The 13,733-nt window shown below is 74.3% G+C and carries 16 protein-coding genes; all 16 read right to left on the bottom strand.

The features are described from left to right. The coding region (locus AB0I15_RS60760) for a hypothetical protein (protein WP_358118472.1) at positions 1-1,462 on the bottom strand (1,462 nt) is incomplete at its 3' end. Further along, a complete protein-coding gene (locus tag AB0I15_RS60755) occupies positions 1,462-2,412 on the bottom strand; it encodes a hypothetical protein (RefSeq protein ID WP_358118470.1) in 951 nt (316 codons plus the stop codon). The genes AB0I15_RS60755 and AB0I15_RS60760, both read right to left, overlap by 1 nt. Before the next feature lie 2 nt (positions 2,413-2,414). Beyond that, positions 2,415-2,897 carry a hypothetical protein gene (locus tag AB0I15_RS60750; protein WP_358118469.1) on the bottom strand — a complete coding sequence of 161 codons (483 nt, stop codon included), beginning with the start codon at positions 2,895-2,897 and terminating at the stop codon, positions 2,415-2,417. Further along, complete coding sequence (locus AB0I15_RS60745) at positions 2,888-4,867, bottom strand: baseplate J/gp47 family protein (protein WP_358118467.1); 1,980 nt, start codon at positions 4,865-4,867, stop codon at positions 2,888-2,890. The genes AB0I15_RS60750 and AB0I15_RS60745 overlap by 10 nt, the downstream gene beginning before the upstream one ends. A 3-nt stretch (positions 4,868-4,870) precedes the next feature. Beyond that, positions 4,871-7,942 carry a baseplate J/gp47 family protein gene (locus AB0I15_RS60740; protein ID WP_358118465.1) on the bottom strand — a complete coding sequence of 1,024 codons (3,072 nt, stop codon included), beginning with the start codon at positions 7,940-7,942 and terminating at the stop codon, positions 4,871-4,873. After that, positions 7,939-8,328, bottom strand: a complete 390-nt coding sequence (locus tag AB0I15_RS60735; protein ID WP_358118463.1) for a GPW/gp25 family protein — start codon at positions 8,326-8,328, stop codon at positions 7,939-7,941. The genes AB0I15_RS60740 and AB0I15_RS60735 overlap by 4 nt, the downstream gene beginning before the upstream one ends. A gap of 4 nt (positions 8,329-8,332) precedes the next feature. Then, complete coding sequence (locus tag AB0I15_RS60730) at positions 8,333-8,632, bottom strand: PAAR domain-containing protein (RefSeq protein WP_358118461.1); 300 nt, start codon at positions 8,630-8,632, stop codon at positions 8,333-8,335. Positions 8,633-8,642: 10 nt separating this feature from the next. Next, positions 8,643-9,260: a phage baseplate assembly protein V gene (locus AB0I15_RS60725; protein ID WP_358118459.1), complete on the bottom strand. Its 618-nt coding sequence runs from the start codon at positions 9,258-9,260 to the stop codon at positions 8,643-8,645. Continuing rightward, the gene (locus AB0I15_RS60720) at positions 9,257-10,390 is read right to left on the bottom strand and encodes a hypothetical protein (RefSeq protein ID WP_358118457.1); all 1,134 of its coding nucleotides are present in this window, start codon (positions 10,388-10,390) and stop codon (positions 9,257-9,259) included. The genes AB0I15_RS60725 and AB0I15_RS60720 overlap by 4 nt, the downstream gene beginning before the upstream one ends. Continuing rightward, entirely contained in the window at positions 10,387-11,070 is a 684-nt protein-coding gene (locus tag AB0I15_RS60715) for a LysM peptidoglycan-binding domain-containing protein (protein ID WP_358118455.1), read from the bottom strand. Before AB0I15_RS60715 ends, AB0I15_RS60720 begins: the two co-directional genes overlap by 4 nt. 10 nt (positions 11,071-11,080) lie before the next feature. Next, positions 11,081-11,791 (bottom strand): hypothetical protein, encoded by a 711-nt coding sequence (locus tag AB0I15_RS60710; RefSeq protein ID WP_358118453.1) that lies wholly within the window; start codon positions 11,789-11,791, stop codon positions 11,081-11,083. Further along, positions 11,788-11,952: a DUF6760 family protein gene (locus AB0I15_RS60705; RefSeq protein WP_358118481.1), complete on the bottom strand. Its 165-nt coding sequence runs from the start codon at positions 11,950-11,952 to the stop codon at positions 11,788-11,790. Before AB0I15_RS60705 ends, AB0I15_RS60710 begins: the two co-directional genes overlap by 4 nt. Continuing rightward, positions 11,946-12,308: a hypothetical protein gene (locus AB0I15_RS60700; protein WP_358118451.1), complete on the bottom strand. Its 363-nt coding sequence runs from the start codon at positions 12,306-12,308 to the stop codon at positions 11,946-11,948. The genes AB0I15_RS60705 and AB0I15_RS60700 overlap by 7 nt, the downstream gene beginning before the upstream one ends. Next, positions 12,308-12,739 carry a phage tail protein gene (locus AB0I15_RS60695; RefSeq protein ID WP_358118449.1) on the bottom strand — a complete coding sequence of 144 codons (432 nt, stop codon included), beginning with the start codon at positions 12,737-12,739 and terminating at the stop codon, positions 12,308-12,310. The genes AB0I15_RS60700 and AB0I15_RS60695 overlap by 1 nt, the downstream gene beginning before the upstream one ends. Before the next feature lie 14 nt (positions 12,740-12,753). Beyond that, positions 12,754-13,632, bottom strand: coding sequence for a phage tail sheath subtilisin-like domain-containing protein (locus tag AB0I15_RS60690; protein WP_358118480.1), 879 nt, complete (start codon positions 13,630-13,632; stop codon positions 12,754-12,756). 23 nt (positions 13,633-13,655) lie between these two features. Further along, the gene (locus tag AB0I15_RS60685) at positions 13,656-13,727 is read right to left on the bottom strand and encodes a hypothetical protein (protein ID WP_358118479.1); all 72 of its coding nucleotides are present in this window, start codon (positions 13,725-13,727) and stop codon (positions 13,656-13,658) included. Positions 13,728-13,733 lie beyond the last annotated feature (6 nt).

Genomic DNA, 13,733 nt, shown 5'->3' with positions numbered 1-13,733 from the left:
GCGCCCCCCCCCCCCCCCACCTGGGGGGGGGGGGGGGGGGCGGGGCCAGGCCGCCCCCCCCCCGGCCGGGCGGGGCGCCCGCCCCCCCCCCCCCCGCGGCGGTGCCGCGGCGCGCGTGGGTGGCGAAGGCGCCGGCGAGCGCGCGCCGCCGGTGGTGCGGCGGCAGGTCCAGGCCGAGCCGGGCGGCCAGCTCGGCCGGGTCGGCGGTCAGCGGGTTCAGCAGGTCGGGCAGGTCGGCGATCCGGCCGCGCGTCTCGTCGAACCCGCTCTGGAACAGCGTCAGGAACCGGCGCAGGAACTCGCGCGACGCCGGGTCGCGCTGGTAGATCCGCGGCAGCCGCTCCAGGTACGTGTGGTGGTCGAAGTCCACCCTGAGCTGGGAGAGCACGGGAGTGCTCAGGCCGTCGCCGGTGAACTCCACGCCGACCCAGAGCCGGTCGAGCGGCCTGCCGGCGATCGTGGTGTGCGGGGCGTCGAACGCCGCCGGACGCCAGGCCGGGTCCTCGAACGGGGCGCCGACCGGCTCCGCCGAACCGAGGAAGAGGCGGAACCGCGAGCCGGAGATCCGGGCCCGCACGAGGTGCAGCGGGTCGCGGTGCGGGCTGGGGTTGTCGATCGGCCCGCCCCACAGGGCGCCCCGCTCGCCGTACGCGCCCTCGGCCCCGAGCCGTACGGGAACCTCCGCGCGTCCACGGTGGACCAGCAGCCGATCCCCGTCGACGCCCAAGGCCGCGACCGGCCCGGCGAAGCCGCGCGCCCGCCCGGCCCGCTCGCCGTCCACCAGGAACACGGCCAGCTCGCGGCGCTCGTTGTCGCCCACGTAGACGTAGTCGCCGCGGACGGCCAGCCCCATCGGCCGCCCCAGCCCGGTCGGCCAGGCCCGCCCCTCCTCAAGGCTCTCAGGCAGCACGGTCACCGTCCCGCCGGCCAGCAGGAAGACGCGCCCGCCCCCGGCGGCCACCTCGTCGGCGTACGGCAGGCCGGGCGCCCGGTTGCCCCACCGGTCGATGACGTGGACCGCGTCGCGGCAGGCGACGTACACCGTCCCCGCCCCGTCGACGGCCAGCGAACGCGGCCCGGGTAGCCCGCTCCAGCTCTGCGACGGCCGCAGCGTCCCGGCGTCGAGGACGAGCACCCGGTCGTCCCTGGCGTCGGCGACCAGCAGCGCGCGGCGGCCCGGGTGGTAGGCCAGGCCGCGGGGCTCGCACAGCCCGCCGAAGCAGCCGGTGGCGTCGCGCTCGCAGTCGGGCACGACGTACAGCCGGTGGCCGTCGGTGAAGTAGACGGCTCCGCCCGGCACCGCGACGACCCCCAGCGGGCCGGGCGGCGCCGCCCAGCCCTCGTCGGCGACGGCCCCGAGGGGCAGGGGATGCAGCCGCAAGGAGCCGTCGGCGCCGAGCCGCAGGCCGGACCACCGGAAACCGAGCCAGCGCCCCTCGCGGTTCAGGTAGCGGTGATTCATCAGCCCTCGATCCCGAGCCACGTGACCGCCCACTGCGACCGCACGGCGGACACGATCGCCTCCATGGCCGCCTCACTGACCTCGTGGTCGGGGCTGAGCAGCACCACCCGGCAGCGGAAGGAGGCTCTCGCCGGCTCCTCGACGTAGACGGGACCGTCGAACACGGTCACCACGTCGTCGCCCTCCTCCTGGTACGTGACCTCCAGCGGCCGTTCGCCCGCCACCCTGGCCGAGTAGCAGGGCGTCTGGGCGAAGCCGGCCGCCTCGGTGCCGATGGTCGCCTCCACCCCCTGGATCACCGAATCCGCGCCGGTGGGAACGCTCCACCACGTCCACCGCGCGTAGCCGGTGTCGCAGCGGACGCGGGGCCGGTCGGCGACCGTGGACGTCCTGCGCTGGGCGAGGGAGACGTCCGCCGCGAGCACGCACTCGCGCACCTGCGCACGGGCCAGGATGATCTTCATGCCCGCCTCGAGATCCGCCCGATGGCGCGGGTCGACCGGCCGCAACGTGCCGGAGACGTCCTGCTTGAGCCGCACCCAGGTGAACGCCGGCCGTTCCCGGAGCCGGACGATCCCCCGAGGCGCGCAGACCCCCTGCCTCGTCTCCGCCTCCTCCAGCTCCTCATCGGCCGGATAGGACGCCGTGAGGTCGAAGAACGCGGGCCCGCCGTCCCCCTCGCCCGCCACCGGCGGCACCCGCAGCGTCTCCGTCTCGGTCAGCACGATCTCGTGGCCCGCGGCGTCCAGCGCGTACCCGGCCTGCACCAGGACCACGGCCGAACCCAGCGGCCCGTGCACGGCCAGCCCGGCGCCGACGCCCGGCTGGTGCAGGCTCCGGTTGTGCAGCCACCGCAGCTCCCGGTTGGCCGCCTCCAGGCCGTCGAGGTCTTCGGCGTAGAGCTGCTGTCCATCGAAGAAGCGCAGCCGCTCGGTGTAACGGGCGTCCATGCTCATTCCCCTTCCAGGAGGTCGACCGGGCGGCTGACGGCGATCCAGCGGACCGACCACCGCTCCGCCAGCGCGATGGCCACGAGCGCGTCCGGGCAGGTGTCGCTCAGGCCGCGCAGGGCCAGCCGGAACACGAACGCGGTGGCGCTGACGTCCTCGACGTACGGCAGGAGCACCGGCACCCGCGAACGGCCGGCGGCGGACTGCCAGGCGAAGTAGCAGGGCACGTCGGTGAACCCGTGGGCCCCGGTGTCGATCGCCACCTCGACGCCGATCGCGGTCCGCTCGCCCGCCCGCCGCCAGGGCCGCCACGGCGTGCCGTCGCCCGGAGTGCCGCCGGAGGCCACGTGGGGCGTGTCCGTGGCGGGCGGGTGCGGGATCCGCTCGTGCAGCGCGCGCAGCCGCTCCTCGTAGGCGAGCTGATCGCGCAGGTCACGGGCGCGCAGGAGTTGCCCGGACACGTGACGCAGTCGTTCTAGCCGCATGGCCGCTCCACCTCGATCGTGTGCTCGCCCGCGGTGACCAGCCCCAGCGGGCCGACGCGGAGGTTGCCGCACGCCGGTTCGCCCCCGGCGAGCAGTTCGACGCCGGACACCCGGTCCACCCCTGGCACCTGGTCGAGCACGGTCAGCGCCTCGGTGCGGTAGACGTCCCGGCCCAGCGGCCAGGTGAGCGGGTCGAGCCAGGCGTCCAGCGCGCGCAGCAGGTCGTGCCGTACGGCGTCGGGGTCGGCGGCGGGAAGGACGCGCACCCGCGCGCGGACGGACAGCTCCGTGTAGACCGGGCCGGTGAGCTCGAACCGCGAGCCCAGCGGCCGGAGGCCGCACAGGTGGCGGGCGACCGCGCGCAGCAGCCTGGGGCTCGGCATGGGACGGCCCGCGGGCAGGTACGGCACGAGCACCACGGTGATCACGCCGGGCGCGGGCACGCACGGGAGCGAAGGATGGACACCGGCGAGCGCCACCACCCGGGCCAGCCGTACGCCGGGGGTGGCGGCGGCGAGCTCTTCGCAGTCCGCGAGGGTGATCGCCCGGGTCGCCCGGTCGAGCAGCCCCTCCGCCCGCGCCCACACATCGGACACACCCTCCGCGTCCACGCCCCCGGCCGCGGGCAAGACGTGAGCGACCCGCACACCGGGTACGGGGGTGGGCCCGGCAGTGAGGATCCGCACGCTTGGCGCGGCGGCGGGCGCGGCGGGAGTGATCCGCACGCCCGGCACGGCCAGTGCCCGGTTGTGGGGTGTGTCGGCCACCGCGAACCCGGCGGCCTCGTTGCCGGCGGAGCCGGCCGTCCGGCGGGTCAGCACGACGATCGGCGCTCCCCTCGGCGGCACCCGGCCGCGCTCGCCGTCGCCGAAGCGCACCAGGCCGGTCAGCGGGTCGAGGACGGCGTGCGCGTCGGCGGGCCCCGACCCGCCGAGGTCGTCGCGCAGCAGCCAGCGCCGCCACTCCGCTTCGAGCGTCCAGATCTCGGTGGTCACCGGGGCGGCGGGCAGGTGGTGCCGCTGCCCGGGCGCGTCGTCGCCCGCGCCGAGCAGGAGCGCCTCGACGGTCAGGCGGGCCGGGGAGACCTCGAGGACGAACAGTCCGGGCGTGCCCGGCCGGCCGGCCTCCAGGCGGGTGATCGCACCGGAGTCGTCCAGCCGGATCGCCGCGTGGAGGGTCGTGCCGGGCCGGACCGGGCCCTCGATCACCGCGCCGGGGGCGATCGGCCAGGTCAGCGTGCCGGCCGGGGTGGCCTGCTCGGCGCGTACCCCGTTGACGGCCAGCTCACGGACGACCGGCGGGGCGTCCAGATCACCGCTGACGTACCGGCATCTGATGAGCGCGGCGCCGGGCGTGCGGACGCGCACCGAGCCGCTCCTGCTGAGCCCTCGGGTGCCGTCCTCGACCTCCAGGGCCCGCCAGCGGCCGTGCAGGCGACCCTCCCACCGGGTGACGATCTCGGTGCCGTCCACGGTGATCGCGAGAGTCGCGCCGCGCCGCAGCGGCTCGCTGAAGCCCAGCACCAGGGCCTCGCCCGGCCGGACGAACGGGGTGAACGGCGCGCCGACGGCCACTTTCTCACCGGCCGCCTCGACCGAGGTGAGCCGCGCCCCGGTCGCCAGGACCGGTTCGAGCGTGCGGAAGAGCAGCCCGCGCGGCCCGGCGATCTCGGTGGTGGCCGGGACCACGACCCCGTCCCCCGACAGTGAGAGGGTGACCGTGGCGGGGACCGCGGGTTCGCGCCGCAGGCCGGCCAGGGAGAGCATCGTCTGGCGCAGCCGGTCGGAGATCTGGTCGAGCTGGAAGAGGTCCATCTCGGCGACCCACGCGAACAGCTCGGACAGCGTGATGCCGGGGTCGGAGACGTTGTGGTCGGTCCACCCGGGCGCGCGGTACGGGATGAGCGAGCGCGCCTCGTCGATCAGGTCACGCCAGCGCCGGTCGTCCAGGCGGGGCTGCGGGAAGGGCACGGCTCAGCCTCCGATCACGTTCAGCCGGATGTCGCCGGCGGTGGCCAGCAGGCCGTCCGGCACCGGCACGTTGTCGGCGTGCGTCACGCCGCGTGCCGTCAGGACCAGCTCCTCCAGGTGGTCGACCCCGTCCAGCCGTTCCAGCAGGGCGGCCAGCCGGGCCACCGGGACGTCGCCGCCCCGCGGCCGGAAGAAGGCGGCGATCGCCCGGCGGGCGGCCTGCTCCACCGCGCCCGCCGCGGAGCGCGAGCGCGGCACGAGCGTCGCCGACACGTCGACTGGCAGGTAACCGGGCCCGGTCACGTTGACCCTGGCCGTGGCGGGCGCGCGGGCCGCGAGCGTGCGCGCCACCTCTTCGCGCAGCGCCAGGGACGGGTAGGGCCGGGGCTCGGTGCCGTGCGGGACGATCACGACGCTCACCCATCCGGCGGCGGGCCGTCCGGAGGCGTCCAGGCACGGGAAGGCCCACGCGTCGGCGACGGCGGGCAGGGCCAGGGCGAGCGCCGCGTAGTCGGCGGGTGTGGTGGCCCGGCCCCGGGCGTGGAGGAGGCCGGGGCCGCGCCGCAGCAGATTCTCGACCGGCTCGGGCGCCGACCCGCCGTCGGCCGCGGCCGGATTGTCCACCGTCTCGATGGCCGCCGCCGCCCCAAGCACCTGGGTGATGCTGTGCGGCGGCAGGTTGCCCACGGGCCCGCCACCCGCGTGGTAGGCGGTCGCGACGACGGCCGCGCCGTCCGGCGGCACCAGGCCGTGCCGCCCGTCGCCGAACAGCGCCAGCCCGCGGTGGTGGTCGACGGCGAAGTGCCGGTCGGCGGGCCCGGACGCGCGCAGGTCGGGCCGCTCCTGCCAGGTCACCCACGCCTCCGTCACGTGGCCGAGCCGGTCGTGGACCAGCCGCAGGGAACCGGTGTCGGCCAGGGCGCGCCACTCGACCTCGGCCCGCCTGCCGGACAGCTCACGCACCTCGATCCTGGGGCCGGGCAGCAGCGGCAGCACCCGGAAGGGGAACGACTGACCGGGCGTGCCGGTGCTGAGGCCCAGCGGCTCGCCGGTGACGGTCTGCCGCTGCGCCACCGGGACCGCGTTGAGGTGAACGGCGTGGATGTCGGGACGTCCCGGCGGACCATCCTGGGCGAGCCGGGCGCGCAACCAGTGGCGGGGCTCGCCGAAGCGGGGGTGGGGCCGGCTGCCCTCCGGGCCGATGAGCCGGACCGTGCCGGGCACGGACAGGTTGCGGGTGCCGTCCGACACGGCGAGCTCGCTCCAGTTCAGGCCGTCGTGGTACGCCCACGAAAGCGGCGGCGTATCGGGCTCGCCGGACAGGTCGAAGAGCAGCCCGACGTCGTCGACGGGCAGCTTGCGGTCGAACCCGAGGTAGAGCGCCGGTGTCTCGTCGGAGACCGGGGAGAACGGGGTCGCGGACTGGCCGTAGGCGAAGTCGTTGTAGGTCCGGAAGGCGGCGGGCGCGACGGGCCCGTCCTGCCAGGTGTAGCCGAACCGCAGATCGGCCAGCGCCGGCGGTTGGCCGACGACGAACTCCAGGCCGCCCTCCAGCGTGCGGACCAGCCCGTAGCCGCCGCTGAGCAGCCTGGCCCGCAGCCACCTGCCGCGCTGCCCGTTCACCTCGGTCTCCGACAGGTCGCGGGGCACGGTCAGCTCGAAGAACCCGTGGCCCTTGAACGCGCCCGGCGCCGTGCCGGAGCCGTCCACCGGCAGCGCCCGCCAGCCGCCGCCGTCGAAGTACTCCCAGCTCACCAGGTGCGGCAGCGGTTTCGAGCCGGCCGGCGGCGTCAGCTCGTCCTCCGGCGTACGGGCCGGCCGCACGTAGACCCGCACCCGCGCGCCCGGCCGGCCGAGCGCCTCCTCGCTGCGCACGTAGAAGGTCGCGCCCGGTTGCGGCTGCACGCCCAGCGGGTGGAAGGGCCTGGACAGGTCCACCTCCACCTCGTCCGCGACGGCCATGTCGGGGGCGAGCAGGTCGAGGCCGAACGTCACGGTCACGTCGCCGCCGCCGAGCCGATGCTCCTGCGCGAAGCCGCCCAGCCGGACCACGACGGTGTCGCCGGCCTCCGCGTCCAGGACCACCTCGCCGTCGCCGTCGGTCTGCTGCTCGCCGGCGGACCCGCCGGGCCCCGACACGGGCCCCGACACGAGCACCGACACGAGCACCGACACCGGCACCCCCGCCAGCGGCACGCCGGAGCCGTCCCGGAGCCGGGCCAGGACCTTGCCGTCGCGGCCTCCCGCCCGCTCGCCCACCTGCCAGATGGACGCGTACGAGCGCGTCAGCGTGGTCGCCAGCGTCACCGCCGAGACCTCGGGCAGCACCCTGGCCGGGTCGGCCGGGAGGGTCTCGTCCAGGCGCGCGCGGATCCACCGGGACCGCACGCCGTCGACTTCGACCGGCCTGGTCTTCGCGCAGTCGGCCCGCAGGACGTAGCTCCCGTCGCGGGTCAGCCCGGCGCAGGAGTCGCCCGTGTCGAGGAACGGGCTCCAGTCCGACCCGTCCCAGTACTCCCAGGCGAGGTCGAGCGGCCGGTCCGACGGCGTGGTCAGGGCGAAGCCGACGGTGATCTCGGCGCGCCCGCCGAGGTCGAGCAGCCGGTCGTGGGCGAGGTAGAGCAGGTGCGGGGTGTTGCGCAGCAGCCGTCCGTCGAAGGGGCGCAGCGGAGCGGCAGGGTCGTGCGCGATGTACTGGTCGCGCCCCGGCCACAGGCTGACCACCTCGGCCAGCCGGGCGCCCGCCAGCCCCACCGTCTGCTCCGTCTCGAAGGTGACCTGCGCCTGCCCGCCCGGAGGCGGCGGCGCGGCGAGCCGGGTTCCCGCGGGCAGCCGGGCGTCCGGCGCGCCCTCCGCCAACGTGATCACCACGGTCGCGGAGGCGGGCCTGGCCGGGCCCGGCCGCGCGCCGAGCAGGTCGAGCAGGACGGCGTAGTGCTTGTCGGGGGCCAGGCCGAGCCGCTCGTCGATGATCGCCAGGTAGCGGGCGGCGATCGCGAGCAGCGCCGTGCCGGGGTCGTGCTCGCCCGGCGTCCACTCGGGGACGTAGCCGGGACGCAGGTCGCCGAGGTTCACCGGCCCGCTCCTTCCTCCAGGTAGAAGGGGTAGACGAGGTTGTGCAGGGTGTTGGTGGCCCGCACCCGGTAGCGGATCTCGATGTCGACCGTCGAGCGCTCGGGCACGCACACCACCGACTCCACGTCGATGCGGGGCTCCCAGGTGATCAGCGACTCGCGTACCCGCTGTTCGAGCCTGGCCAGGGTGACCGGGGTGACCGGCTCGAAGACGAAGGCGGACAGCCCGGCGCCGAAGTCGGGGCGCATCACCCGCTCGCCGGGATCGGTGCCCAGGATGATCACGATCGCCTGCCGTACGTCCTCCTCATGGCCGGCGGTCGCGGTCTGGCCCGCCGCGGTCACGCCGGGCGGGAAGGCCCAGCCCACGCCCAGGAAGTCCGGCATCGGCTCAGCCCCCGATCAGCACGGTCGGGCAGCCGGCGGCGATCGGGTTGGGCGGCCCGCTCTCCACCACCTGGTCACCGGCCCGTACGGCGGGCCGCCCGTTGATCAGCACGGTCCGGCTGCCGGTGACCACCGCGCCTCCGACGTGCGGAACCAGGCCGGTGACCAGCGGGCACGCGTGGACGTCGCCCACGCGCCAGGCGGGCCGGCCGCCGATGAGCACGTCGAGGCTGCAGCCCGGCGGGCCGGGCGTCAACGGGGTGCCGTGACCGGTCGGGTCGCCGGGTCGGGCGGCTGGAGGCATCCGGATCTCCCTAATTGATCTTGATGGGCTTGCCCTGCTGGACGAGCGGGCCCTTCGCGGTGATGTCGATCAGGCCGCCGCTCAGCGTGAGCTTGGCCTTGGCGCTGAGCTCGATGTTGACCCCGCTGATCACGATGGTCTGGTCGGCGTCGCGCAGGGTGATGGTCAGCGAGCCCGCCGGGTTGGTCAGCGCGATCTCCGCCGGCCCGACCGTGATCTCGTGCCCGGTCACGCAGTGGATGGACATGCTCTGCCGGGCGTCGTCCAGCTCGATGCGGTGCCCGACCCCGCCGCCCAGGCCGCTCTTGATGATCCGTTTGGTCTTGGCGTCGACGGTGTTGCTCACCGGCGGGCCGTTGACCGGGCTGTACATGCCGCCCAGCACGAACGCCTCGGCACCGGTGACCCCGATCAGCACCTCGTCGCCGATCCGGGGCTGGAAGAAGAAACCCGCCCCGGGGCCGCCGCCCGCCGCCACGAGGCGGGCCCACATCTCCTGGTCGAGAGCGGGCACCCGGACCAGCACGTTGCCCTGCGGCAACAGCTCGCAGTCGTTGACCACCACGCCGCTGAGCAGCCTCGTCGCGGTGTGCTCGGCGCTCTTGCCGCCGGAGTCGTAGAGCCTCATCGGAACCAGACCTCCTTGCGCACCTCGAACGCGGTGCGGTAACCACTGGAATCGACGGTGTGGGTGGCCTGGGTGACCCGGTAGAGGCCGCCGAACCGGGCGCCTAGACCGTCCAGGGAGATCAGCCGGCCCGCCTTGATCCGGGTGTCGCCGATGGCGGTGCCGCTCCCGGTGAGCCGGTTGTTCAGCCGGGGGATCAGCTCGCCCAGGATCCGGCGGGGCGCGGTGGCCGGGCCGTCCGCGTCGACGGTCAGCGTCCCGGTCCGCTCGGCGTCCGGGTAGGCGATGGCCGGATAGACCCGCAGGTCGAAGGCGGCTCGGTCGTAGTCCCAGCCCAGCACGACCACGAACTCGGCGTTGAGCGCCGACACCCAGATCCGGGCGGAGACCGTCGCCACCTGGCCGACCGTGGAGACGCGCGGGGTGAAGTCCACGATCGACTCGCCCCAGCGCAGCGTGGCCTCGGGGGCCGAGTCCGCCCCGGTGAACTGGAAGCGCAGCACATGACCGCGCGGAGCGGCCGAGTGGTCGATGAACAGGTCCCAGCCGTTGTCCCGCGCGATGCCCGACAGGAACTCGAAGTCGCTCTGGCCCCGCTGGATGCGGATGGAACGGGCGGCGTCCGCCGGGCTGATCGCGTAGGTGGCCGTCAGCGCCAGGAACGACAGCGCCGCGCCCACCGGGTCGATGACCGGGACCAGCAGGTCGGTGGCCGAGACCGCCGCGGCGATCACCGGATCGGGCAGCGGGAACTTCCCGACGCACGGCAGGCTGACGGCGAACGCCCGGTCCTTGGCGCCGATCGTCAGCCGCTGCATGAAGTCGTGGGCGACGACCGTGAGGGCCGGCGCGCCCGAGGACGGGAAGGCCGCCTCCACACCGGTGATCTCGCCGGTGAAGACGATCTCCAGCGGGCCCGAGGCGTAGCCCAGGCTCAGCTCGACCGGCGCGTCCACGGCCAGCAGCGGATCGTCGAGCCAGCGCAGCCGCTCGTCGGAGATGCTCACCTCCAGCCGGTTGGCCCCCTCCAGCCCGTCCTGGTAGCGGATGGCGGTGACGCTCGCGCGCAGGGCGGGTGGCAGCGGCCGGCCGGCGATGGTGACGGTGAAGCCGGGCGCGTACTGCTTCACTCCTCCACCTCCCAGGTCGCCGGGTTGACGTAGGGCAGGGCGGGCACGCGCAGCGAGTCGCCCGGCGCGATCCCGCGCGGGTCGGTGAGGCCGTTGGCCAGGGCGATCGGCCGCCACAGGGCCGCGTCGCCGTACAGGTGGGCGGCGATCGAGGAGAGCGTCTCGTCACCGGCGACGACGTGTTCCTTGCTGTAGTCGGCGGTCTGCAGGTTGGCCACCCTGGCCGCCTGCTCCTGGTCCACGTACTCGATGAACGTGCAGGCCATGCGGGCACGTACGGGCGTGCCGTCGGGCATGAACAGGATGTAGCGCTGGCTGGCCCGGCTGAGAACGCCGCGGAAGCTCCACGCCGCCATCGCCACTTCGACCACCGGCGGCGCGTGCAGGTCGGAGTCGAGCTCCATGAACGCGGCGACCTGGCCGGTCTCCGTCCGGACGTCGGTCTTGGGCAGTTGCTCGTTGTCGTAGGTGTCGAAGAAGAGCTCGATCTCCAGCGTGCGCTGGTTGCCGCTGACGAACTGCACGATCGGCGAGCCCAGACCGGGCACGCCCTGCACGGCGAACGCGTTGTCCTTGCTCACCGTGAACTCCTCCGGGTTGTAGCGGACCTTGACCCGGCGGCCGGGCTGCGGGCGTCCCCTGGCGTCCAGCGGGGTGATCGTCAATCTCTCCAGCGGCATCGTGGCTCCTCTAGATCCGTCCAAGCCGTTCGCGGTGGGCGACGATCCGCCGGTCGATGCGGCGCACCACGTCGTCGGTGATCCGGTCCAGGTCGAGCGCGGGTGGTGGCAGGGGCGGCGGCCCCGGGTCCGCCGCCGTCCGAGGCTCGGGCCCGGGGACGGGCGGGCGCGGCGGCACCCGCGTCACCACGGGACCGGCCGGGACCGGCGGGCCCGTGACAGGCTCGCCGCCCGGGCCGCGCCACTCCCGCGCGGGGTGCTCGACCCGGATGTGGCGGTGGTGCGGCAGCGCCGCGGACCGGGTGCCGTCGCGGCGGATCAGCGTGAAGCCGGTGTGCCGCTCGCGCACGGTCCGGCGGGACGTGAGCGTGGCGGTCGTGCGCGTGCGGCTCCGGCTGACGGTCCGTTCGACCCGCCGGAGGTCGCGGGAACCGCCGCCGAGCCGGGCCACGGTCGTCCGCGACGGCCCGGTGAGCAGGACCGTACGAGCCACGACGAGCGTGCTCGCCGTCCTCGGTGGGCCCGCCCGGCCCGCCCGGCCCACCAGGTTCACCAGGTTCACCAGGTTCACCGTGGAGGACGTGTGGCGCGTGACCGTGACCGACACCGGGCGCCACACCCGGAGCAGCACCAGGGGCCCGGCCGGGCGGCGCACCGGCCGGCGCCGGCGGCCCGCCAGGCGGGCGGCCATGCGGGCGGCCCAGGCGAGCCGGCGGTTCACTCGGCCGCCTCCAGCATGCGCCGGTTGATGGCGGAGACCTCCGCCACCCACCGCCGCCGGTCCGCGTGCTCCAGGCCGAGAAGGTCGCCGAGCGGCCAGTGGAAGTGGTAGGCGAGGAAGGCTACCTCCCCGTAGAGGGAGTCGAGGGGGTAGCCTACGATCCCCCCGCACCGTTCACCTCCAGCTCACGGTGCTCGCAGGTGGGGCACGCCGGCCGCGCCCCACCCTCGCCGGTCAGGTTGAGCTGGTTGTAGAAGTCCTGCAGATAGGCGAGGTCAGCGGCGAAGACGCTCTCGATGACCTTGGGCGTGACCGTTTCCAGGGTGCCCAGCCGGGTGATCACCCGGGAGAGCAGGATGACGATGAGGTAGGCCTCGTTGCTCTGCACCCGGGGGTCGCGCAGCGGCAGGATCTCGTCCGCCGCCGTCGCCATGCGCATGACGCCGTCGCGGTGGAAGGTGCCGTCGTCGTCGAGATAGCCGACGGGGAGCCGGAAGGGCCGTTCGGTGGCGATCATTACTCTCTCCTCAGCCGCTCGTAGGCGATCTCGAGCGTGTCGATGGCGACGGTGGTGCCGGTGGCGTTGAAGTCGGGGCCGTCCCACTTGGTGGGCCAGGCCTCGAAGAAGTTCCATCGGACCTTCTCGGTCATGCCGTCGAGGTCGTAGACGATGATCGAGCCGTTCCGGCGGCTGATCTTGCCGATGGTCACGTCGATGAACCAGTCGAACAGGTCTCGCGAGTCGGTCAGCCCCCACTTGAGCGTGAGGTTGGAGTATTTGGCCAGGTTGGGGAGTTTCCTGATGGCCGGGCCGTCCTTGCCTTCGCGATAGTCGGCCGGGTCGACGGACGCGGAGAACCCGGTGCACTCGGTGAACCCCGCCTGTGCGATGCCGTCGATCTCGACGTGGAAGTTGAAACTCCGGTACGGATCCACTGGTCTGGGCATGGCCCGCTCTCCTCTCAGCCTTCGCTGATCTCGGCGCCGCCGTCCCAGATCCCGATATGGACCACGACGAACTCGGCGGGATAGGTGGGTCGCAGCGCGATCCTGATGTGCAGCCGGCCCAGCCGCTGCTCGTCCGGCGGGTTGAGCGCCTGGTCGATCTGCACCTGGAAGGCGTCGTCCGCGGTGGCGCCGAACAGCGCGCCGTCCTGCCACTGCCGATGCAGGAAGGCGTTGAGGGCGCGCTTGAGCTTCTGCCACAGCTCGAGGTTGTTCGGCTCGAAGACCGCCCAGCGGATGCCCTCCTGGATCGACTCCTCCAGGAACAGGAACAGGCGGCGCACGCTGACGTACTGCCAGTTGAGGTCGTCGGCGATGGTCCTGGCGCCCATGAGCAGCGGCCGGCCGCCCTGCCGCACCCGGATGACGTTGACGCCCATCAGGTTGAGCTCGCCGTGCTCGGCGTCGATGAGGTTGCCGTTGGCCTGGATGTCGAGGGCGCCGTTGAGATAGACGTTGGCGGGCGCCTTGAACACCCCGGCGGTGTCGTCCACCTTGGCGATCGCGCCGCAGACGTGACCCGACGGCGGGACGAGCACCGGCGGGCCGCCGTCCGCCGCCAGGACCTTGATCCACGGGTAGTAGAGCGCCGCGTATCCGCGGGCCGAGCTCAGCGTGCGCCGCTGGGTGTCGATGCCCGGCGCGGCGCCCGCGCCGAACGGCGGCAGGTCGCGGGCCTGCGGATCCAGCACGCCGAACCGGTCCATCAGCAGCTCGCAGTCCTCCACGATGCGGCGCTGCACCGCCAGCGTGTCGGTGTCGGGCAGGTCCGTCGCGTCGGGTACGGCCAGCAGGTTGACATCGTCGATCGGCCGCAGCGCCGTCAACGCGCGGATGTAGTCGCCCGCGTCCAGGGTGCTCAGATCCTCGTCCCCGCCACCCGCCAGATTCGTGCTCCCCGCCGCCGGGAACCCGTCCGGCGGAGCCGGATCGACCG

It is taken from the genome of Nonomuraea sp. NPDC050643, from assembly GCF_040654715.1.
In the GTDB taxonomy this organism is placed as follows: Bacteria; Actinomycetota; Actinomycetes; order Streptosporangiales; family Streptosporangiaceae; genus Nonomuraea.
This window is presented reverse-complemented; position numbering and strand designations above follow the sequence as displayed.